Annotated in this window: 19 protein-coding genes; 14 read left to right on the forward strand and 5 right to left on the reverse strand. The window is 68.9% G+C overall.

The window, feature by feature from the left end:
• Positions 1-3: 3 nt before the first annotated feature.
• Positions 4-2112: an FG-GAP-like repeat-containing protein gene (locus tag AB0F44_RS09880; RefSeq protein ID WP_357354902.1), complete on the forward strand. Its 2109-nt coding sequence runs from the start codon at positions 4-6 to the stop codon at positions 2110-2112.
• Here the strand turns inward: AB0F44_RS09880 and AB0F44_RS09885 are convergent.
• Entirely contained in the window at positions 2094-2795 is a 702-nt protein-coding gene (locus AB0F44_RS09885; protein WP_357354904.1) for a TIGR03089 family protein, read from the reverse strand. The genes AB0F44_RS09880 and AB0F44_RS09885 overlap by 19 nt on opposite strands.
• A gap of 23 nt (positions 2796-2818) precedes the next feature.
• Between AB0F44_RS09885 and AB0F44_RS09890 the strand changes: the two genes are divergently transcribed.
• Complete coding sequence (locus AB0F44_RS09890; RefSeq protein WP_357354906.1) at positions 2819-3895, forward strand: mannose-1-phosphate guanylyltransferase; 1077 nt, start codon at positions 2819-2821, stop codon at positions 3893-3895.
• A gap of 82 nt (positions 3896-3977) precedes the next feature.
• On the opposite strand, the gene AB0F44_RS09895 is transcribed toward AB0F44_RS09890, so the two are convergent.
• Genes AB0F44_RS09895 through cofD form a run of 3 tightly spaced genes read right to left on the reverse strand, consistent with a single transcriptional unit; the run spans position 3978 to position 6789 of the window.
• The gene (locus AB0F44_RS09895; RefSeq protein WP_357354908.1) at positions 3978-4760 is read right to left on the reverse strand and encodes a DUF3105 domain-containing protein; all 783 of its coding nucleotides are present in this window, start codon (positions 4758-4760) and stop codon (positions 3978-3980) included.
• Positions 4761-4801: 41 nt separating this feature from the next.
• Positions 4802-5767, reverse strand: a complete 966-nt coding sequence (gene cofE / locus AB0F44_RS09900) for a coenzyme F420-0:L-glutamate ligase (protein ID WP_357354910.1) — start codon at positions 5765-5767, stop codon at positions 4802-4804.
• An 8-nt stretch (positions 5768-5775) separates the two neighbouring features.
• Positions 5776-6789: a 2-phospho-L-lactate transferase gene (gene cofD / locus AB0F44_RS09905; protein ID WP_357354912.1), complete on the reverse strand. Its 1014-nt coding sequence runs from the start codon at positions 6787-6789 to the stop codon at positions 5776-5778.
• A gap of 353 nt (positions 6790-7142) precedes the next feature.
• On the opposite strand from cofD, the gene AB0F44_RS09910 reads away from it, so the two are divergent.
• From AB0F44_RS09910 to AB0F44_RS09920, 3 genes are all read left to right on the forward strand, one after another.
• Positions 7143-7397 carry a WhiB family transcriptional regulator gene (locus AB0F44_RS09910; RefSeq protein ID WP_008361238.1) on the forward strand — a complete coding sequence of 85 codons (255 nt, stop codon included), beginning with the start codon at positions 7143-7145 and terminating at the stop codon, positions 7395-7397.
• A 248-nt stretch (positions 7398-7645) separates the two neighbouring features.
• Complete coding sequence (locus tag AB0F44_RS09915) at positions 7646-10552, forward strand: glycosyltransferase family 2 protein (protein ID WP_357354914.1); 2907 nt, start codon at positions 7646-7648, stop codon at positions 10550-10552.
• A complete protein-coding gene (locus AB0F44_RS09920; protein ID WP_357354916.1) occupies positions 10549-12378 on the forward strand; it encodes a DUF5719 family protein in 1830 nt (609 codons plus the stop codon). Before AB0F44_RS09915 ends, AB0F44_RS09920 begins: the two co-directional genes overlap by 4 nt.
• A gap of 648 nt (positions 12379-13026) precedes the next feature.
• Here AB0F44_RS09920 and AB0F44_RS09925 read toward each other — a convergent pair.
• Positions 13027-13398: a metallopeptidase family protein gene (locus AB0F44_RS09925; RefSeq protein WP_357354918.1), complete on the reverse strand. Its 372-nt coding sequence runs from the start codon at positions 13396-13398 to the stop codon at positions 13027-13029.
• Positions 13399-13441: 43 nt separating this feature from the next.
• Here AB0F44_RS09925 and AB0F44_RS09930 point away from each other — a divergent pair, with 43 nt between their 5' ends.
• From AB0F44_RS09930 to ahcY, 9 genes are all read left to right on the forward strand, one after another.
• Positions 13442-13894: a DUF3499 domain-containing protein gene (locus tag AB0F44_RS09930; RefSeq protein WP_357354920.1), complete on the forward strand. Its 453-nt coding sequence runs from the start codon at positions 13442-13444 to the stop codon at positions 13892-13894.
• 19 nt (positions 13895-13913) lie between these two features.
• Positions 13914-15317 carry a phosphomannomutase/phosphoglucomutase gene (locus AB0F44_RS09935; protein ID WP_357354922.1) on the forward strand — a complete coding sequence of 468 codons (1404 nt, stop codon included), beginning with the start codon at positions 13914-13916 and terminating at the stop codon, positions 15315-15317.
• Positions 15314-15514, forward strand: coding sequence for a Trm112 family protein (locus tag AB0F44_RS09940; RefSeq protein WP_357354924.1), 201 nt, complete (start codon positions 15314-15316; stop codon positions 15512-15514). The genes AB0F44_RS09935 and AB0F44_RS09940 overlap by 4 nt, the downstream gene beginning before the upstream one ends.
• 7 nt (positions 15515-15521) lie before the next feature.
• Positions 15522-16553, forward strand: a complete 1032-nt coding sequence (locus tag AB0F44_RS09945) for an SIS domain-containing protein (protein WP_357354926.1) — start codon at positions 15522-15524, stop codon at positions 16551-16553.
• A gap of 176 nt (positions 16554-16729) precedes the next feature.
• Positions 16730-17542 carry a transporter substrate-binding domain-containing protein gene (locus AB0F44_RS09950; RefSeq protein WP_357354928.1) on the forward strand — a complete coding sequence of 271 codons (813 nt, stop codon included), beginning with the start codon at positions 16730-16732 and terminating at the stop codon, positions 17540-17542.
• Between the two features lie 264 nt (positions 17543-17806).
• On the forward strand, positions 17807-18625 hold the full coding sequence (locus AB0F44_RS09955; protein ID WP_357354930.1) for a transporter substrate-binding domain-containing protein: 819 nt from the start codon (positions 17807-17809) through the stop codon (positions 18623-18625).
• A 121-nt stretch (positions 18626-18746) separates the two neighbouring features.
• On the forward strand, positions 18747-19565 hold the full coding sequence (locus AB0F44_RS09960; RefSeq protein ID WP_357354932.1) for a transporter substrate-binding domain-containing protein: 819 nt from the start codon (positions 18747-18749) through the stop codon (positions 19563-19565).
• Between the two features lie 107 nt (positions 19566-19672).
• Positions 19673-20632: a DUF808 domain-containing protein gene (locus AB0F44_RS09965; protein ID WP_357354934.1), complete on the forward strand. Its 960-nt coding sequence runs from the start codon at positions 19673-19675 to the stop codon at positions 20630-20632.
• Positions 20633-20830: 198 nt separating this feature from the next.
• Positions 20831-22270 (forward strand): adenosylhomocysteinase, encoded by a 1440-nt coding sequence (gene ahcY / locus AB0F44_RS09970; protein WP_357354936.1) that lies wholly within the window; start codon positions 20831-20833, stop codon positions 22268-22270.
• The last annotated feature ends 27 nt before the right edge of the window (positions 22271-22297 follow it).

The raw sequence follows: 22297 nt of genomic DNA on the forward strand, positions 1-22297 counted from the left end.
ACGTTGATTTCGCAGGCCGGAGAAGAGCACTCGAGCGAGGTTCAGCGCGCTCGGTCGCGCTATGTCGCCTCGACGCAGCAGCTGCTCGTGCTCGGGTTCGTCCTGGCCGCGCTGGTCCCGGCGAGCACCGTCGTCGACCTGAAGGTGGTCCGACCCGGCGAGGTTCCCGTCTCCGGGAGCCAGGTGGCGGTGCCGTCAACGGCGCAGGTGCCCGCGGAGCCGGTCGACGCCCACCTCGAGGAGATCTCGCTGACCGCGCCCGTGGCCGGCCGGGTCACCGCGCAGGCCAACAAGGCCGCCTCTGCGGGCGACACGGTGACCGTCACCAGTCTCCCGCAACCGGTGGACGGCTTCGGGACCGTCGGACTCACCTGGGCGCCCGGCGCGGTCGTTCCGGAGGAGGCGGTCGCGGCCGACGTACGCACACTGGAGGACGGGACGTGGAGCGACTGGCAGGCGTTGGACGTCCACCTCGACGACCATGCTCCTGACCCGGGCTCCGCGGAGGCCGACGGATCGAGGCCGGGCACCATGGAGGCGGTCGTCGGCGAGGTCGACCAGGTGCAGACCCGGCTGCGGCTGACCGGTGCGCGGGTGCCGGCCGACCTCAGGCTGGCGGTGATCACGCCGGGCGAGGCGGACGCGAGCCGTAGCGAGTCGCCCGAGATCGAGACCGGCGCCGATGACGCCCCGGAGCCGGTCGAAAGCGCTGGAGGCGCGGAGAGCACGCAGGAGGGGGAGGCGGCGACGCTGTCAGCGGCCGCGTACACCGCCAAGCCCAGCATCTACAGCCGCCGCCAGTGGGGCGCCGACGAGAGCGTGCGCGAGGCCGGTCCGCCCGAGTACCACGAGGTCCGCGGCGGGTTCGTGCACCACACCGTCAACACGAACTCCTACACCAAAGACCAGGTGCCGGGGATCATCCGGAGCATCTACGTCTACCACGTGCAGAGCAGGGGCTGGCGCGACCTCGGCTACAACTTCCTGATCGACAAGTTCGGCCGGATCTGGGAGGGCCGCTACGGCGGCGTCGACCGTCCCGTCGTGGGTGCTCACACCTCGGGCTACAACAGCTACGCCTTCGCCGCCTCCGCGATCGGCAACTTCGACAACGTCGCACCCCCGACCGCGCTGGTGAACGCCTTCGGGACGTTGTACGCGTGGAAGCTGTCGCTGCACGGTGTCCGCGGCAACAAGGGCTCCACCCGGATCGGCGATCGCACGTTCTCGCACGCGATCCTGGGCCACCGCGACGCCGGCTCCACCGCGTGCCCGGGCCGCTATCTCCACGCCAAGCTGAGCACGATCCGCTCCCAGGCAGGCTCGAAGCAGGCGAGCTGGGCCGCGCGCGAGCTGCAGTCGCAGATCAGCGGCCGCGGCTACCCGGACCTGGTCGCCCGGCGGTCCACCGACCGGCGGATCGTCGTGATCCGCACCGACGGCAATGCCCACTTCGGTACGCCGCGAGCGACCAACCTGATCGGCGGCACCTCAGCCACGTTGATGAACGCCGGTGACTGGGACCGCGACGGCGACGGCGACATCCTGATCCGCCACACCGACGGCACGATCCGGGTCAACCGTGGCAACGGCACCGAGACGTTCGCCACCGGCGTCATCATCGGGCGCAGCTTCGAGTCCGTCTCGGTCATCGACGTGGTCAGCGATATCACCGGCGACGGCTGGCCCGATCTCGTGGGCAAGTACTCCACCGGCGAGATCCGGGTCTGGCCCGGGCGCGGCACCAGCGCCCTGGGCGGGTCCTACCGGATGCGCAGCGCCGTGAGCGGCTCGACCCAGGTCATCGGCGCCGGCCGTTTCTACGCCGACGACGGCTCGCCCGAGGTGGTCGTCAGGGTCTCGAGCAAGCTGCTGATCTTCCGCACCAACGGCCCCGGTGGCCTGACCACCTACTCCGACCCCGGGATCGACACCAGCGTCTTCGACTTCATCCTCGCGACCAAGGACCTGCGTGGTGCCTCCACCGGCGGCGACCTGCTGCTGCGCCGCAAGTCCGACGGGATGTGGTTCGCCTACGAGCACAACCAGAACGGCGGCTGGGACCGGAAGAGCCAGATGGGCGTCGTACGAGGCTACGACCAGTTCGGCTGAGCCCGCTCGGACTCCGCCAGTGCGGTCAACCGCTCGTCGGTCGCGTTGGTGACCAGCACCAGCGAGCCGCCACCGGCGAGCAGAGAGGCGAGGAGCTCGGCACCGGCCGGTGAGGCCGAGGGGACGGTGGAGAGCAGGCGTACGGCCTTCCCGTCGCCGCCGAACAGATCCGCGTGGCTGGTCTCGACGCCGGCCCAAGAGGTGGCCGCGTCGTCCGCCGCGGGCGGGTCCCAGGGGGTGAAGGCGTCCGGCTGTCCCCAGACCTCGATGCCGACGTCGTGCACGCCCTGGGGGAGCGGGGCGGCGAAACGTACGCCGAAGGGCAGCAGCGAGCATGCCAGCGTCGGCCGCTTCCCGGCCTCGTCCGCCCAAGTGGGCAGCGTCTCGGGGCCGCAGACGACGGCGTCGGGGCTCTCGGAGTCGGTCACCACCAGCCCGGTGTTCCAGGCGGCGCCGAGGAACACGGTGGCCAGCCAGTGGGTGGGCAGGTCGATCCGGAGGCTGTCCCCGCGTTCGAGGCCGTGCTCGTCGAGGAGGAGGCCGGAGGCCTTGGCCACCCAGTTGGCGTACGTCGTGGTGGACAGCTCCTGGCGCTCGCCGCTCGCTTCGTCGTAGAAGGTCACGAACGGACCGCCCGGGTCTGTCCGGAGTGCTTGGGCGAGGGTCTCGGGATAGGTCTGCACGATGAAACCCTAAGGTGTGCGGCATGACGTTCTGGGCAGTGATCCCCGCTGGTGGTGCCGGCACGCGACTGTGGCCGCTCTCGCGGTCCTCGGAGCCGAAGTTCCTGCGCGACCTCACCGGCCACGGACGTACCCTCCTGCAGGAGACCTACGACCGCCTCGAGCCCGTCTCCGACGGCATCATGGTGGTGACCGGTGCGGTCCACGAGCGGGCCGTGTGCGAGCAGTTGCCCGAGGTGCCGCACGACGCGATCCTGGCCGAGCCGAGCGGGCGCGACTCGATGGCCGCGATCGGCCTGGCCGCGGCCTTCCTTGAGCGGCGCGACCCGGAGGCGGTGATGGGCTCCTTCGCGGCCGACCACGTGATCCGCAACGTCGACAACTTCCACGAGACCGTACGCAGCGCCGCGGCGATCGCCGCGGAAGGCTGGCTGGTGACGATCGGGATCTCGCCGACCTTCGCCTCGACCGCGTTCGGCTACATCGCCGAGGGCAAGCCGTTGGACGGCCACTCGGGGGCATACCTGGTCGACGAGTTCGTCGAGAAGCCGTCGGCCGAGGTCGCGGCCGGTTATCTCGCGACCGGCCGCTACCGCTGGAACGCCGGGATGTTCGTCGTCCGCCCCACCGTCCTCCTCGACCTGCTCGCGGAGTCGGACCCCGGCTTCACCGACCGGCTGCGGGCCATCGCCGCCGAGCCATCGCGGCTCGAGGAGCTGTGGGAGACGCTGCCGAAGATCGCCGTCGACCACGCGGTCGCGGAGCCCGCTGCTGCCGCCGGCAAGGTCGCCACGGTGCCCGCCGACCTCGGCTGGGACGACATCGGCGACTTCGATTCGCTCGCGACGCTGCTCCAGGCCGCCGCCACCGCCTCGCCCGACGGCCCCACGATCCTCGGCGACGCCTCTCTCGTCCACGCCCTCGACTCCACCGGCCTGGTCGTGCCTCACTCCGGCCGCATGATCGCCCTCATCGGCCTCGAGGACATCGTCGTCGTCGACACCGACGACGCCGTCCTGGTCACCACCCGCACCCACGCGCAGCAGGTCAAGAAGATCGTCGCCGCCCTCAAGGACTCCGACCGCACCGACCTCACCTGAGCCGGTTCGCTCGACCAGCGGGAATGAGAGACGGCCGCCTCCCCGAAGGGAGACGGCCGTCTCGTACGTCCGGAGGGCCAGATCACATGGCCTGGGCCTCGGGGCTGGAGGTGTAGGGGTACGTCTCCATGAAGTCCTTGATCGCCTCGCCGGAGACGCCCTCGCAGTACTGGAAGACGCCCTTCTGGGTGGACGCCTCGGTCGGGTTGGCCGGGTCGGCGGACCAGTGCGTCATGGCGATGTGGGTGCCCGAGGGGAACTCGGTCTTCTTGTCGCCGGCGACGGCGGTCTCCTTGGCGTCGGCAGCGGTCCACGGAGCCGCGATGAACTTGTAGCGGAAGTTGGAGGTGCCGGCGAACTTGTCACCGATCGCGCGCAGCTCGTTCAGCTCGTCCTCGGAGACGGTCTCGTCGTACCACACGATCGTGTAGCCGTGCTCGAGGTTGTGCACCAGCGCCTCGAGGTCGGGTCGGTCCTCCGGGGTGTAGAACTTGCGCGACATGTCGGCCGGCGCGACGTTGGCCTCGTTCCAGTGCGGACCGAAGGCCGGGGGAGCAGTCGTGTAGGTCTGCTCGGTGCCGGTGGCGATGTGGTTCTGGTTGCCGTCGGCAGCCATCTCCGTCACCTTCTGGCAGCCGGCGGCCTTGGTGCTCTTGCCGATGTCCTGGAGCGCGACGTCTTTGAACTCGCGGTCCTTGAAGTAGCCGGTGATCGGGCCCCACGCGGCGGCACCCACGATCACAAGGGCGATGGCGATGCAGACACCGACGATTGCCGCACCACGGACGCGCTCTGCGCGGCCCTGCTTCTTGCGGATGTCGTTGATGACCGCCTTGCGGTCTTTGTTGAGCGACTTGTTGGCCACGGTTCGGCGTACCTCGGGTCTTTTGTCGGGACGCGCAGATTCTAGGTGGTCAGTGGTAGCAGAAGGGAAGTTGCCCCGTGATTGTTCTCCTCGCGCTCGCATCGCCAGCCGTGGGCGAACGCCAGCGCGGCGATCACCGCGGGGTCGGCTCCGGCCACCCGAAGCCCGTCCTGGTGCGGGACGGGGGCGGTCCCGGTCACCTCGGCGACGGCCGCGGAGAGCTCCTCGACGCTTGCCGGGGCACCGAACGGGGCCTGGTCCTCGGCGGCACCCTTCAGAGCGCGTACGACGGCCTCCCTGGCCCCGAAGCCGAAGAAGTCCGAACCCTCGGGGCGGATGAGCGCGTTCGCTCCCGGCCCGTCGTCGCCGGGCTCGCGGACCAGGTCGGCCCGGCCGCGCAGGACCGCGAACGGCCGCGCGCCCAGCTTGCCCTGGGAGATCTCGGCCGCCGAGGCGATCTCGTCGACGACGGCGGGGGCGGTGACGACGAGGTCGTTGCCGTAGGCGTCGACCTGACCGGCGAAGCTCTCCAGCACCTCGAGACCGGCGGCGCCGATGGCGATGTCGGTCTGTCCGTCGCGCCAGGCGCGTCCGGCGGTGTCGGTGATGATCACCCCGACGTTCGCGCCGGTGCGGTCGCGGAGCGTGGCGCGCAGGGCGTGCGCGGAGGCGTCGGGGTCCAGGGGGAGCAGCACGATGTGGCCGGCCTCGACGTTGGAGGCGTCGATCCCGGCAGCGGCCATGGTCAGCCCGAGCCGGCTGCGCACGATCTGCGTCGGCCCGCGCCGGGCCACCACCCGCGTCGTCTCGCCGGGGAGCGCGTCGTCCCGGTTGCCCTCCCGCACCTGGCCCTCGGCCTTGGAGACGACCTTCGAGGTGACCACGACGATGTCCCCGTCGACCAGTGGGGACTCCAGGGCGTCGAGGAGCAGGGCGGCGAGGTCGTCGCCCTTACGTACCTCGGGTACGCCGCCGGGGGCGGTGACGGTGATGCCCTGCCCGCTCATGGGCGCCTTCATCGGGTGACCAGCTCGACCGCGGCGGCAGCGATGTCGGCGGTCGCGTCCTCGGAGGACATCCACAGCGGGGCGGCGGCCGCCTTCAGCCCCGACTCGGTGAGCGCGGGGACCGCGTCGGCGTCGGCGGTGTCGACGAGCCACCCGTCGAGGACCCCGCCGGAGCCCCGCGTCCCATAATGCAGACCGACTCCGGCGGCAGTCGCGTCGACGCCGACGGCGGCGAGCATCTGCTCCGCCATGCCGCGTACGTGATGGCCGCTGATGATCGGCGAGATCCCCACCACGGGCGCCGAGGTGGCGACCAGGCCCTCACGGATCCCGGGTACGCCGAGGATGGTCCCGATCGAGACGACCGGGTTGGACGGGGGCACGATCACCAGGTCGGACTTCAGCAGTGCGTCCATCACCCCGGGGCCCGGCTTCGATTCGTCCTGACCCACGAAGATCAGCTTCTCGACGGGAACGCCGGCCCGGAGGCGTACCCAGTATTCCTGGAAGTGAACGACAGAGAGGCCACTGGGTGAATTCTCGTCTTTCACCGCGACATGGGTCTCGACGCGGTCGTCGGTCATCGGCAGCAGCTGCACGCGATCGCCCCATACAGGCTTCAGCCAGCGTTCGCACAACGCAGTGGTGACCTGCGACAACGGGAACCCGGCCTCGATCATCTGGGTGCGTACGAGATGGGTGGCGATGTCGCGGTCGCCGAGCCCGAACCAGGTGCCGGGCACCTCGTAGGCCTCGAGCTCCTCCTTGATCGACCAGGTCTCGGCCTTGCGGCCCCAGCCGCGCTCATGGTCGAATCCGTTGCCGAGGGTGTACATCACCGTGTCGAGGTCGGGGCAGACCTTGACGCCGTGCATCCACAGATCGTCGGCGGTATTGGCGATCACGGTGACCCGGGCATCTTCCTCAATGCCCGGGACACGGCCGGCAGAGATGCCGTGGAGGAGCCCGGAGATGAACTTCGAACCACCATGGCCGCCGGAGAGAACGGTGATGTCACGCATGGCCCTAGCCTCTCAGACGAGGGCCAGCACCCCTGCTCCAGCCGGTGCCGAAAGCCTGTGTTAATGCGGCCCTAGCAGATTTGAGGGTTGACTTGTGGCACCGACAGGCATGTAATTTCATCAGTGTGATTCGAAATTGAAACGAGGACCGATAGCGGTGGCGACAGCGCTTGAAAATCTCGGGAAGATTTCGGCAGGGAACTGCATCAAAAAGATGGCCTAGGCCGTAACAAGAGGCAGTGCCCGCAAAAAACGGGGGGATCGGTTACCTGCCGATGGCGTGAGGTGACTGGCCCAAGATGGGGTCACGGTCCCGAAAACAAGCTGAATAGGGTCGAAAGGTCGGAAAGACGATGAGAGAGCTGTTTCTCCTCGAGCCGGACACCGACGAAGGGGGCTGGCAGGAGCGCGCCCTGTGCGCGCAGACGGATCCGGAGGCGTTCTTCCCTGAAAAGGGTGGATCGACTCGGGAGGCCAAGAAGGTCTGCCAGACCTGCGAGGTGCGCCAGGACTGCCTTGAGTCTGCTCTGGGCAACGACGAGCGCTTCGGAATCTGGGGCGGACTCTCCGAGCGAGAGCGCCGTAAGTTGAAGAAGCGCGCAGTTTGAGCCTGTGACCTCGCGACGAAGGAGCGAGGTCACAACGCGAAAAGATCGAGCGAGCGCAACGCCTGAGCTTGCGAAGGCGTGAAGCGGGTCGAGATCTACGAAGGCCGCAACCAAGCACGAGCCAGCAAGGCCCGGACCTCACGGTCCGGGCCTGCTGATCTTTTCCGCCCAGATACCTGCGGGGGCGTGGCCGATCGCCCGACAGGTCCATTCGGTCTATGACCAGATGGGCACTAGGGTTGCCGATCGTGCAAGCGTCGGTCGCCCTCGTCCTCGTCTCTCATAACGGCGCCGGCTGGCTTCCGACCGTCATCGACGGGATCAGGAACCAGCAGGCTCCGGTGAGCTTTGCCGTCACGATCGACACAGGATCCACCGACAGGTCGGTCGAGATCCTGGAGGAGACCTTCGCCCAGGTGGTCAAGCTCCCGGCGTCGACGACGTTCGCGGACGCGGCCAACGAGGCGCTCGCCATCCTCCACCAGGCGGCGCAGCCGCCTGAGTGGATCTGGTTCCTCCACGACGACTCGACCCCCGACCCGCACGCGCTCTCGACCCTGCTCAACGCCGCCGCGGAATACCCGGAGGCCGACATCCTCGGCCCCAAGATCCGAGAGTGGCCCTCGCTGCGGCGGATGCTCGAGCTCGGTGTCTCGATCTCGGTCACCGGAGCCCGGGAGACCGGCCTGGAGCGGGGCGAGTACGACCAGGGCCAGCACGACGAGGTACGCCGCGTCCTGGCCGTCAACACCGCCGGCATGCTGATCCGCCGCGAGGTCCTCGAGTACCTGGGCGGTTTCGACAAGCACCTCCCGGTCCTCGGCACCGACATGGACCTCGGCTGGCGGGCCGCCAACGCCGGCTTCACGACCATCGCCGTCCCGGACGCGGTCGTCTTCCACGTGGAGGCGGCCCACCGCGGCGTACGCAAGACGCAACTGACCGGACGCCGGATCCACTATCAGGAGCGACGAGCCGCGCTCTACACCCTGCTGGTCAACGGCCGGCCGGGGACGCTGGCGCTGTGGATGGTCAGGTTCTTCTTCCAGACCCTGTGGCGGATGCTCGGCTTCATCCTGGTGCGCGACCCCGGGACCGCGCTCGACGACCTGGCCGCGCTGGGCTGGATCTACGGCCACACCGGCCAGATCATGCTCGCCAAGCGGCGGCGCCGGAAGCAGGCGCACGCCGACAAGGACGTGGTCAAGGCGCTGCTGCCTCCGCCGTGGCTGCCCTACCGCCACGGCCTCGACTTCGTCTCCGACGTCGCCACCGCGGTCACCCTGCAGGCCTCCGACATCGCCGAGCGGCGCCAGATGGCGCAGGCCGAGGCCGACCCGGCCTCCTTCGCCGCCAAGCGGCAGGCCGATCGGGCCCAGCTGGAGGAGGACGAGATCCCAGCCGAGACCGGGTGGCTGGTGCGTCTGTTCACCAACCCGGTCGCGGTTCTCCTGGTCGTCGTCGGCATCCTCGGCGTCATCGGAGCGCGGGCGGCGCTCGGTGGTGTGGCCGGCAGCGGCCTCGGGCCGACGCCCCAGAACGTGGGCGACTGGTGGCAGCTGCAGTTCGAGTCGTGGCACGCGATCTCGCAGGGCACCGGCGTGCCCGCGCCGCCCCACGTCTTCCCGCTGGCGGTGCTCGCGACGTTCCTCGGCGGCAACCCGAGCCTGGCGGTCACCGCTGTGATGCTGCTCAGCTTCCCGATCGCGCTCGGCGGTGCATGGCGGCTGCTGCGGGTCGCGGGCCGGCTGATCAGCCACCTCGGCGCCCCTCGCTGGCTGCTGCTGTGGGGTGCGACGGCATACGCCCTGGTTCCCTATGTCAGCGGTGCCTTCGGTGACGGCCGGATCGGTGCGGTCGTCGTCGGCGCGCTGCTGCCCTGGCTCGCCCATGCCGCGCTCGGGTTCAGCGACCCCGTCGCCGACCGCCGTTGGCGCGCCGGGTGGCGCACCGGCCTGCTGCTGACCGTCATCACCGCCTTCGCGCCGATGGCCTTCTTGGTCGCGGCCGTCTTCGCGGCGGTCATCTTCATCGTCGCCCGCCGGCTCATGCCCGCAGTGCTCAGCGACCGCGACCAGTGGGGTCCGCCCACCGCGGCCATCGCGACACCGGTCGGGCTGCTGCTTCCGTGGTGGCTGCCGGCGCTCTTCTCCGGCGGCTGGGCAGCCCTACTGCTCGACCCGGGCCGGCTGCCGGCCCCGGCCGCCGGCGGGTTCGACCTGCTCGTGGGCCGCCTGACCGGGCTCGACGGCACCGACCTCGGCGCCCCGTGGTGGCTGGGCCTGGCGCTGCCCCTGCTGGCCGTGCTCGCGCTGATCCCGAGCCGCACCCGGATCCCGGTCATGGTCTGCTGGATCGGCGCGGTCGCGACGGCGGTCGTCACGATGCTGCTGTCCTGGATCCCGATCCCGCTCGACGCCGGCATCGCCCGGGTCGGCTGGGGCTTCCCGCTGGTCGCCATCCAGGGCTTTGCGGTGGTCGCGACGGTGCTGGGTGCCCAGGGTGCCATCCTCGACGGACTGAACGGGCTGCGGAAGGTCATGGTCGGCGTGGCGGCCGCGGTCGCGGCGGTCGGTGTCGTCGGCAGTCTCGGCTGGTTCGTCTACGCCGGCACCGGTGACCTCGCCGACAACACCAGGGCCCTCGGCCACACCGGGGTGCCCTCCTACATGCTCGACCCGACCTCGACCACCCTCGGCCCGGAGGACGGCGTCCTCGTGCTGCGCGGCTCGGTCGACGAGGGCATCCGCTACGCCGTCCTGCGCAACGACGGGATCACCCTCGGTGAGGACGAGATCGCGCAGGTCGCCGGTGGCTCGGACGAGCTCACCGGAGTCGTACGCCGCCTGGCCGCCGATCCCGACGACGCGGTGATCGGTGATCTGGCCGCCCAGGGCGTGGCCTACATCGTGATGCCCGGGCCGGCCGACTCCTCGGTCGCCGAGGGGATCGACGCCTCCGGGTCGGTGACCCAGGCGAGCACCGTCGAGCGCTCGACGCGTGCCTGGCTGCTCGACTCCGAGCCGAGCGACCCGGGCGTGACCGAGTCGCAGTCCATCATCCGTACGATCCTGTTGGTCCTGGCCGGGATCGGGCTGTTCGTGGTCCTGGTCCTGTGCCTGCCGACGCTGATCCAGAGGAGGGAGTCGGCATGAGTCACTCACGTGACCCCTACGACCGCTCGCACGAGCCGCAGGACGACGACGTCTACGGCCAGGAGCCGTGGATGCTGGACCCGTTCTCCGACCCCTACGCGGGCCAGACGGCCCAGACGCCGCCGGAGGGCTACACCCCCGAGCAGCTCTACGCCCAGCAGCCCTACGTGCCGGGTCCCGAGACGGGACAGATGCTCGCCCAGACGGGCTACCCGCCGCCGTACGAAGGCGACTATCAGACCGGCGAGTTCCAGGGTGGCTACGAGCCGGAGTTCGAGGCCTGGCCGACCGCCGACGAGATGCGGGCGGAGGAGCCGGAGGCCCAGCAGGAATCACAGCAGGAGCGTGCAAAGGGCGGACGGATGGCGGCTGCCGCCGCGGCAGCAGCCGCTGCACGACCCCGGCTGCGCCGCGTACGCAGGCAGCGCGGCCGCCGCCTCGACAACACCGTGCTGGTGGCGCTGGGCCTGGTCGGCGCGATGGCCGTGGCGCTGCTGCTCAACCGGCCCCACCAGTGGGAGCAGCCGAAGCTGGCCTCCGACAGCAGCGCGCCGACGGCGGCCACCGTGGTGTGTCCCGGGAAGCCGAAGTCCGGTGCCGACCAGGTCGCCGTCACCAACGCCGCCGACGGGTCCGGCGAGGTCGCGCTGAGCGGTCCGGGTGCGGGCGACGGCGCAAAGGCGACCGTGGCGTCCGGCAAGGTCACCGGCGCGTCGGTCAAGCCCGGCTCGGTCGTGGTCAAGGCGGGCAAGGAGGTCGCCCCCGGCCTGATCGCCGGACGCTCGACGATCAAGCCGCTCGCGGCGACCGGATGCCTGCCTCCGCAGGCGGAGGCCTGGTTCCCCGGCGTCGGTGCCGGCGCCACCCACAACTCGATCCTCGAGCTCACCAACCCCAACAGCGGTGCGGCCACGGTCGACATCTCGCTCTACGACGAGAAGGGCGTGGTGGCGGTCCCCGAGGACCTCCGCGGCGTCGCGATCCCCGGCAACACCACCCGCACCTTCGATCTGCTGCACGTGATCCCGCGTAAGGGTGAGCTGTCCCTGAAGACCACGGTCGTACGCGGCCAGGCCGGGGTGATGGTCCGCGACCGTGCCATCGCGCTCGAGACGGAGAAGGGCACCGAGGACTACTTCCCGGGTCAGTCGACGCCGGCCGAGACCAACCTGCTGGTCGGCTACCCCAACAAGTCTGCGAGCCGCACGCTCACCGTCACCAACCCGGGCGACGCCCAGGTGAGCGCGGAGCTGCGCCTGCTCACCCCGAAGAACGTACTCACTCCGGAGGGCGCTCCGGAGATCAGCGTTCCGCCCAACGGTCAGGCGCAGGTCGACCTGACCAAGCTGCTCGGCAAGGACAGCGCCGGTGACGCCTACGGCGTCGAGATCGTTGCCACCGGCCCGGTCGCCACCGCGATGCGCTCGGTCGACCGCGGCGACGTCGCGATCACCACGGCCACCGAGACCATCTCAGAGCCGACCGCGTTGGTCGTCCCGGCCGGTGGCGGTGTCGGCAAGAAGCGGGTCCTGATCGCCGGCCCGGTCGCCAAGACCGGGGCCAGCGGCACCGTCAAGGTGGTCCCGATGACCGCGAAGGGCAAGGCGCTCAAGGCCAAGTCCGTCGAGATCGGCCCGGGGCTCGGTGCCGAGGTCGAGGTGCCCGCTGAGGCTGCGCTGATCCAGTTGGTGCCTGAGGGTGTCGAGGTCAACGCGTCCGTGGTGATGAGCGGGGACGGCGACGCGGTCGTCCCGTTCCGTCCGCTGCGCTCTGAAGTACGCACCGCCGGGGTCGCTCCTGGGCTGCCGCTGCCGTTGGAGCCCTGAGTACTGCCTTAGTCGGTGTTCCTCGTGGCTGGGGTTTGCCGCCGACCCGTTCTTGAAGGGTGTTCTCGGCGTCGCCCGGAGTAAAGGACGGCCTTCGGCCGCCGGCTGACGCCGGTCGCCTTCGGCGATCCTTGACACCGGTCGTCGCCGAGAATTTTGGCTGGTTATCGGGTCGGCGGCAGGAGTTTGGCGCAGCGGTTTGGGTTGGGCGGGGGCTTGGGAGCTTGGGCGGTCGGTCCGACCGGTGGAAGGAATTTTCTTTCCGCCCGGGACCAGCTCGGCAGACGGGTCGGGGAGGCGAACGAATTTTCGTTCGCCGCAGAGGCCGCCTCAGCGCGGGGCGGGTTTGGCGCGTGAAAGAAATTTTTCTTCCACGCGGAGACCCCATGTCTGGCCTAGGCGTGGAACGGTCACCTTCCGTGGGGCAGTGTGCCGTGGCCACACCCGGGCCGCCGCCCCGATAGCCAGCCAAGTCTTTTCTCGACGTGGTCCGGTGTCAAGGACCGCGAAGCGGCCGGCGTAGCCGGCGGCCGCAGGCCGTCCTTGACTCCGGGGCAGGTCGAGAACACCCTCAAAGAACGGGTCGGCGGCCCAGCCCAGCCACAAAATCTCGGTACCAAAGCGCGCCGGTACGAGAAAGACTCGCCCTCAGGGCTGGTAGCGCGGATCAACGTCCTCGGCGGCGATCCCGAGCAGGTCAGCGATCTGCTCGACCACGACCATGAGCACCATCGCCTCGACCTCGGAGCGGGTGTGGCAGCGGTGCTCGATCGGCCGCCGGTAGATCACCAGCCGCGCCGGTTTCGCGCCAGCACCCCGCTCGAGCGACCCGAGCGGGATGTGGTCCTCGACGGTCCACTCCTTGGGGATGTCCGGCGACTCCTCCACGGCGTACTCGATCAGGCCCAACCGTGACTGCCAGCGACCGTCGATCTCGGTGACGATGGCGAGCGCGATGTCGTCGAAGCGCTCCCGGCGGGTGCGCAGGACCGGCACCTTCGGGTCGGTCGGGACGGCCATCGGACCGCGCCTGCCACGGCCATGCCGATCCCTGTGCCTGGTCATGTACGCGAGCCTAACTGCGCGGCTGGCCTCAGGGGAGTACGGTTCACTCGTGACTGCTCGTCGTTGTTCGCGTACCGCCTGCCAGCGTCAAGCCGTCTGCACGCTCACGTATGTGTACGCCGACCAGACGGCCGTTCTCGGCCCGCTGGCGACCTATGCCGAGCCGCACGCCTATGACCTGTGCGAGGAGCACGCCGAGCGGCTCTCCGCGCCCCGGGGCTGGGAGGTCGTCCGGCTGGCCCGTGAGCCCGTCGACCCGCAGCCCAAGGGCGATGATCTGCTCGCGCTGGCCGACGCCGTACGTGAGGCCGCGAGGCCGCCGGCTCCGTCCCCGCGAGGTCCCGTCAGCGCCCCCGGGCAGGACGACCCCGACGAGCCGGGCGCGACCGACGGCCAGCCCCGCCCCGGTGGCACTCGCCGCGGGCACCTCCGCGTGCTGACGTCCGAGTAGGACGACTAGAGTTCCGGACATGCCGGAGAGAGTTGACCCCGACATCGCAAACGCCGTGTTCAAGGCGTACGACGTCCGTGGCACCGTCCCTGATCAGATCGACGAGAACCTCGCCCGACTCGCGGGGCGAGCCTTCGTGCACGTCGTCGATGCGCGTGGCGGCGAGATCGTCGTCGGCCACGACATGCGCCCCAGCTCCCCGGCGCTCTCCGGAGCCTTCGCCGACGGTGCGACCGAGGCCGGTGCCGACGTGACGATGATCGGGCTGGCCTCGACCGACGAGCTCTACTTCGCCTCCGGGCACCTCGGTCTGCCGGGCGCGATGTTCACCGCGAGCCACAACCCGGCGCAGTACAACGGCATCAAGCTGTGCCGGGCCAACGCGGTCCCGGTCGGCGCCGAGACGGGGCTCGACGAGATCCGCGACCTGGTCATCTCCGGTGAGGCTCCGATCGCCGACGTCGCGGGCAGCATCAGCGAGACCGACGTGCTGGAGGCGTACGCAGCACACCTGCTCGGCCTGGCCCCGGTCAAGGGTCGCCGGCTCACCATCGTCGCCGACGCCGGAAACGGCATGGCCGGCCACACCGCGCCCGCGGTCTTCGGCCGCCTGGGTGACGAGGCCGTCGAGCTGATCCCGATGTACTTCGAGCTCGACGGCACCTTCCCCAACCACGAGGCCAACCCGCTCGACTCGACCACGCTGGTCGACCTGCAGGCCAAGGTGCGCGAGACCGGCGCGGACGCCGGCCTGGCCTTCGACGGCGACGCCGACCGCTGCTTCCTGGTGGACGAGAAGGGCGACGTGGTCAGCCCGAGCGCGATCACCGCCCTGATCGCCGAGCGTGCCCTGGCCCTGGAGCCCGGCGCGACGATCATCCACAACCTGATCACCTCCCGCGCGGTTCCCGAGATCGTCACCGAGCTCGGCGGCACCCCGGTGCGCACCCGAGTCGGCCACTCCTACATCAAGGCCGTGATGGCCGAGTCCGAGGCGGCCTTCGGTGGCGAGCACAGCGGCCACTTCTACTTCCGCGACTTCTGGCGCGCCGACTCCGGCATGCTCGCCGCGCTGCACGTCCTCGGCGCCCTCGCCGAGACCGACAAGCCGCTGAGCGAGCTGCTGGCTGCGTACGCTCGCTATCCGATGAGCGGCGAGATCAACTCCACCGTCCCCGACCAGGCCGCCACCGTGGCCGAGATCGAGAAGGCGTACGCAGGGCGCGACGGTGTCACCGTCGACAAGCTCGACGGCCTGACCCTCTCTCACGCCGACTGGTCGTTCAACGTACGCGCCTCCAACACCGAGCCGCTGCTGCGGCTCAACGCGGAGGGCAAGGACACACTCACCATGGAGCGCGTGCGCGACGAGGCGCTCGCGATCATCCGAAAGACTCCACCGAACGAAAGGCGAGGCGCATGACTGGCGCAACGACCCCTCTGGGCCTGAGCGAGAAGCTGCTCGAGATCATCGTCTGCCCGCAGTGCCACGGCGACCTCCTGCCTGTCGAGGCCGACAGTGAGCTGGTCTGCCAGGGGGATTGCGGGCTGGCCTACCCGGTCCGCGACGGCATCCCCGTCCTGCTCATCGACGAGGCCCGTCCCACCAAGGGCGAGTGAGGCCGCGATGACCTGGTTCGACGAGTCCAGGCTGGACGACGAGCGGGCGCTGGCCGGTATCGACCTGCTGCTGCGGTCGCTGGCCGAGTCCGGAGCCCGGGTCCGCCGGGAGGCTGCGGGGGCCGCAGAGCCCCTGCAGGAGGCCGTACGCCGCGCCGCGGAGACCGGCCGACCCCGGGCCGTCGTCGCCGCAGGTCCCGACTCGCGCCTGCTGCGCGCGGTCCTCGAGCCGTTCTGCCCGGTGCCGTTCGTCGCCTGGCCGGCCCCGGGCCTGCCGGGCTGGGCCGGGAGCCTCGATCTCGTGGTCGTGCTGGCCCCGACCGGCTCCGACCCGGGGGAGGCCTCGGCCGCCGCCGAGGCCGTCCGCCGTGGCGCCCAGCTGGTCGTGGCCGCTCCGGAGAAGTCGCTGGTCGCCCAGCACGCCGAGGGACGCGACAGCACCCTGCTCCCGGTCGAGGGCGGCGACACGCTCGCGATGGCGATCCTGATGCTCACCTACCTCAACTCGGTCGGTCTCGGCCCGGAGGCCGACGCGGACAAGGTGGCCGACGCGCTCGACGACGTCGCCACCGCCTGCTCGCCGCATCGCGACATCTCGGTCAACCCCGGCAAGATCCTGGCGATCTCGCTGGCCGACTCGCTCCCGGTCGTGTGGGGTGGCTCCGTCCTGGCCGCCCGCGCCGCCCGTCGCGTCGCCGAGAACCTGCGCCGGGCCAGCGGCCGCGGTGCCATCGCCGGTGACGCCGATGACCTGCTCCCGGTCCTCGAGGCGGCCCGGCCCCGCAACGTCTTCGACGACCCCTTCGCCGAGGAGCAGGCGTCGGCACGTCCTGTTCTGGTCATCCTCGACGACGGCGCGACCGATCCGATCATGGTCGAGCAGCGACGTCTGCTCACCGAGGCCGCGGACACGCGAGGCGTACGGGTGGAGGTCGTCGAGGCGAACGCGAGCACGGAGGTCGCCCGCTACGCGTCCCTGCTGCTCCAGGGCACATACTCCGCGGAGTATCTTCGTTTGGGTCTGGTTAACGACGGTTAATTCCGAATGACGGACAGAGACGTGTGATCTGGCTCATATCGCACGGTCAGGGGCGTCGGCGACATCTCGCTATGAGGTGAGAACGCTGGACGTCAGGGAGTGGCCCCCGGTTTGATTTGGCAACAATTCAGCCACATCGAAGGCTGGCCCCTTCCCTGGAACAGGATCCCCCTCCCATGAGCCAGACCAAGTTCGTCGTCGTCGGTGCCCTAGCCCTCCTGGGTGCGATCGTCTTCAGTGGTCGGCTCTCCGACCCCGCTCCGCCCGCGACCGACGAGGCGAGCGCAGCCGCCGGCGGCACCCTCCGGATCGGCGTCGACAGCGCCGAGCCGTCGTACTACAAGACCGACGGCGTGACCAAGGGCTTCGACTACCAGATGGCGCGCAGCGTCGCCGAAGGCCTGGGCGCCGAGCCGGAGTTCGTGGAGATGGACTTCAACCAGCTCTTCCCGGCCCTCGAGGCAGGCAAGATCGACATGATCGGTGCCCAGGTCACCAAGACCGAGGAGGCGGAGCGGAAGTACGACTTCAGTGCTCCGTACTTCGTGACGTACGTGTCCTTCCTCGCCCCGAAGGGCTCGACCATCAAGAGCCGCGACGACATCGACGGCAAGAAGATCGCCGTGGTCGAGGGCACCGTGCAGGAGCGTTACCTCGAAGAGCAGTACGAGGACGTCACCGTCATCAAGGCCCCGGACGCGGACGCCGCGGTCAGGTCGATGGGTCGGGGCGAGGCCGACGCGTTCTTCTACGGCGCTCCCTACTCCCAGTCGATCATCAAGAGTGCGCCGATCCCGCTGACGGAGCCGATCGTCTACCAGGCCGAGGACGCCCCGATCGGGTTCGTGGTTCGGGAGGGCGACGAGCGCAAGGAGCAGATCGACGGAGTCATCGAGGACATGGTCCTCAACGGGGAGTGGACGAAGATCAAGACGGACTACTTCGAGGCGGTCCCGCTCTCCGAGGTCTTCAGGGAGAAGGGTGCCTGATGTGCGGCTGTCTGTGTTTGGATCCGTTCGCCTGAGAAGGCTTCTTGAAGGTGAATGATGCGCGTGATCTGTGTCACGCAGTGCGGTGAAGGTTCGGTCACGGAACGTGACGGATCGTGACGTTGATGGACGAAAACCTGGACGCGGGGGAGCAGACAGGTGTTTGATGCAACATCGTCCGGCCACTCCTGGCCAGCACGTCTCGGATTCTCGGCGCCGACGTGACGGGCATGCCCCACCATCCCGAAAACACAGGACTTCCGCATGAATCACATCAAGTTTGTCGTCGCCGGCGCCCTGGCCCTCCTAGGGGTCCTGGTCATCGGCGGCTATTTCGCCGACCCCGCCCCCAAAGCGACCGATCAGGAGAGTGCCGCCGCCGGAGGCACGCTGCGGATCGGTGTCGACGGCACCGAGCCGGCCTTCTACAAGGTCGACGGCGTGACCAAAGGATTCGACTACGAGATGGCGCTCGGTGTCGCCGAGGGCATGGGTGCCAAGCCGGAGTTCGTGGTGATGGACTTCAGTGACCTCTTCACCGCACTCGAGGCCGGCGAGATCGACATGATCGGCGCCCAGGTCACCGAGACCGCGGAGCGGAAGCAGGACTTCGACTTCACCGCGCCCTACTTCGTGACGTACCTGTCCTTCCTCACCCCGGAGGGCTCGAACATCAAGAGCCGCGACGACGTCAACGGCAAGAACATCGCGGTCGTCGAGGGCACCATCCACGAGCGTTACCTCGACGAGCAGTACGAGAACGTCAACGTCATCAAGGCCAAGGACGAGGACACCGCGGTCAAGGCGATCCAGGACGGCAAGGCGGACGCGTTCTTCTACGACGCCCCCTACACAACGCCGATCATCGCTCGCTGGCAGGACAGGTTCCCGCTGAAGGAGGCGATCGTCTACCCGGCGGACGACGCTCCGATCGGTTTCGTCATGCAGAAGGGCGACAAGCGCAAGGCGACGATCGACGGGGTCCTCGAGGAGATGATCCTCGACGGGAAGTGGCTGAAGATCAAGAAGGAGTACTTCAAGGAGTACCCGCTCTCGGAGGTCTTCAAGGACAAGGGCGCCTGAGCCTGACGCCGCTCGCCCCGCTTTGGGGCGCCTGAAGTCCAGTAGCCTACGATGCCCGCTGGCCCGGCTCAGCCCAGGTCACAGTGTCTCGGCGCACCCCTCCCCCCAAACAGGACGTCGTATGAAATCCCTGAAGTTCATCCTTGCGGGCGCGGTCACCCTTCTGGTGATCCTCATCGTGGTCTCCAACACGGTTGAGACGACCGGGCCCTCCTCCGCCAAGCGCAGCAGCGCCGCCGATGACGGCCAGCTCAAGATCGGTGTGCTGGACAGCGCCCCGGTCTACTACACCGAAGGTTCCACGGCCAAGGGCTTCGACTACGAGGTGGCCCTCGGCGTCACCGAGTCGCTCGGCATCAAGCCGTCGTTCATCCCGATGGACTTCGCCGACCTGTTCACCGCGCTCGACGAAGGCGAGATCGACATGATCGCCTCGCAGGTGAGCGTGACCGAGGAGCGCGAGAAGGCGTACGACTTCTCGCACCCCTATTTCGTCACCTACCTGTCCTTCACCACCCCGAAGAACTCCCCGATCAAGAAGCTCAAGGACGTCAACGGCACCAAGGTCGCCATCGTGGACGGCACCGCTCAGGAGAGCATCCTCAAGTCCCGCTTCCCCAAGGCCGAGATCGTGAAGCGGAAGAACGAGGCGGCCGCGCTCGAGGCGGTCGCCGCGGGCAAGGCGGACTCGTTCTTCTACGACGCGCCCTTCACGGAGGGACTGATCAAGAGCGCCCCGATCCCGATGGAGGAGCGGATCGTCTTCCCGTCCGACAAGGCCCCCATCGCCTTCGTCTTCCGCAAGGGCGACGGGCTCAGGGACCAGGCCGACGAGGCGATCGACGAGATGATCGTCAACGGGGACTGGCTGCGGATCAAGACCGACTACTTCAGGGAATACCCGCTCTCGGAGCGGTTCCGGGAGCAGGGCGTCGAGTAACGGGCCCCACCCGATAAGGTTCCGAGCATGAGCGAGCGCCAGCGAGCGACAGTAGGCCTCAGGCCGTTGCCTCCGTATTCTTCGCACTTCACTACGGAGGCAACGGCATGAGCGCCGGACTCTTCGCACTCCTCGACGACGTAGCCGCCATCGCCAAGCTGGCGGCTGCGTCCGTCGACGACGTCGGCGCTGCCGCCGGCAAGGCCTCGGCCAAGGCCGCCGGTGTCGTCATCGACGACACCGCGGTGACGCCGCAGTACGTCCACGGCATCGCCGCAGAGCGCGAGGTGCCGATCATCAAGAAGATCGCCTTCGGCTCGCTGCGCAACAAGCTGCTGATCATCCTGCCGGTGGCGCTGATCCTGGCGCAGTGGGCGCCGTGGGCGATCACCCCGATCCTGATGCTCGGTGGCGCCTTCCTCGCCTTCGAGGGTGTCGAGAAGGTCCTGGAATGGGTCCGGCCGCACGAGGAGACCCACGAGACGCCGGTCGTCCTAGAAGGGCCCGAGGCCGAGAAGACGATGATCGCGGGGGCCGTACGCACCGACCTGATCCTCTCCACCGAGATCATGGTGATCGCGCTCAACGAGGTCATCGACCAGGGCTTCTGGATGCGGCTCGGCGCCCTGGTGGCGGTCGCCTTCCTGATCACCATCGTGGTCTACGGCGTGGTCGCCCTGATCGTGAAGATGGACGATGCCGGGCTGTCGCTCTCCCAGCGTCCCGGCGCCTTCGCCCAGCGGCTCGGCCTGGGCATGGTCTCGGCCATGCCGAAGGTGCTCACGGTGATCTCGATCGTCGGCACCATCGCGATGCTCTGGGTCGGTGGCCACCTGATCCTGGTCGGTGTCCACGACGTCAACGGCCTCGCCGCCGGCCACCCCGGCTGGGCCTGGCCCTACGACACCGTCCACCACCTCGAGGAGGAGGTCCACCACGCCCTCGGCGCCGTCGGCGCGGCCGCGGCCTGGCTGGTCAACACCTTCTTCTCCGCGCTCGTCGGCCTCATCGTCGGCTCGGTCGTGGTCGGCGTACTCCACCTGCTGCCGTTCAAGAAGAGCCACTGACTCTCAGTCGGTCGGTGCGGTCTCGGTCGGGGGACAGGTCGCCTGATGCTGGTCCATTGATGTTGGCCTGGCGTTTGCCGTCCAGGATTACCGCAGGGGCCGAGGGCCGCTTGTAGTCTGAGAGGAACCTGCGTGGGAGATCCCGCTGATGCGCAGATGCGCGACGCAGGCCCGCATTAACTTCGGTAAGGAATAACCATGGACTACAAGGTTGCCGACCTGAGCCTGGCCGAGTTCGGCCGCAAGGAGCTCTCCCTCGCCGAGCACGAGATGCCGGGCCTGATGGCCATGCGCGAGCGCTACGGCAAGGACCAGCCGCTCAAGGGCGCCCGCATCGCCGGCTCGCTGCACATGACGATCCAGACCGGCGTCCTGATCGAGACGCTGACCGCGCTCGGCGCCGACGTGCGCTGGGCCACCTGCAACATCTTCTCCACCCAGGACCACGCTGCCGCGGCCGTCGTCGTCGGCAACGGCACCGCCGAGGACCCGCAGGGCACCCCGGTCTTCGCCTGGAAGGGCGAGACGCTGGCGGAGTACTGGGACGAGGCCGAGAAGGTCTTCCAGTTCACCGACGAGGCCGGCAACCCGGTCGGCCCCAACATGCTCCTCGACGACGGTGGCGACATCACGCTGCTCCTGCACAAGGGCGTCGAGTTCGAGAAGGCTGGGGAGGTGCCGGGCCAGGACTCCACCGACAACGAGGAGTTCAAGGAGGTCCTGCGCGTCCTCGACCGCAGCCTGAAGAACGACCCGCAGTACTGGACCAACATCGCCAACGGCATCAAGGGCGTCACCGAGGAGACCACCACCGGTGTCCTGCGCCTCTACGACCGGTTCAAGGAGGGCTCGCTCCTCTTCCCGGCGATCAACGTCAACGACTCGGTCACCAAGTCGAAGTTCGACAACAAGTACGGCTGCCGCCACTCGCTCATCGACGGCATCAACCGCGCCACCGACGTGATGATCGGCGGCAAGGTCGCGGTCGTGTGTGGCTACGGCGACGTCGGCAAGGGCTCCGCGGAGTCGCTGCGCGGCCAGGGTGCTCGCGTCATCGTCACCGAGATCGACCCGATCTGCGCGCTGCAGGCGGCGATGGACGGCTACGAGGTCCGCCGCCTGGAGTCGGTCATCGAGACCGCCGACATCTTCATCACCACGACCGGCAACTTCGACATCATCCGGGTCGAGCACTTCGAGAAGATGAAGAACCAGGCCATCGTCGGCAACATCGGCCACTTCGACAACGAGATCGACATGGCCGGCCTCGCGAAGATCCCGGGCATCGTCAAGGACGAGATCAAGCCGCAGGTCCACCAGTGGATCTTCCCCGATGGCAAGAAGATCATCGTGCTCTCCGAGGGCCGCCTGCTCAACCTGGGCAACGCCACCGGTCACCCGAGCTTCGTGATGTCGAACTCCTTCACCAACCAGACGCTGGCCCAGATCGAGCTCTTCACCAAGACCGACGAGTACCCGATCGGCGTCTACGTCCTGCCCAAGGCGCTCGACGAGGAGGTCGCCCGTCTCCACCTCGGCGCCCTCGGTGTCGAGCTCACCGAGCTCAATCAGGAGCAGGCCGACTACCTCGGCGTGCCGGTCGAGGGTCCCTACAAGTCGGACCACTACCGCTACTGATCAACGTCTGAGTCGGCGCGTCAGCCC

Origin of the sequence: Nocardioides sp. NPDC023903, from assembly GCF_040639295.1 — a bacterium.
GTDB lineage: Bacteria > Actinomycetota > Actinomycetes > Propionibacteriales > Nocardioidaceae > Nocardioides.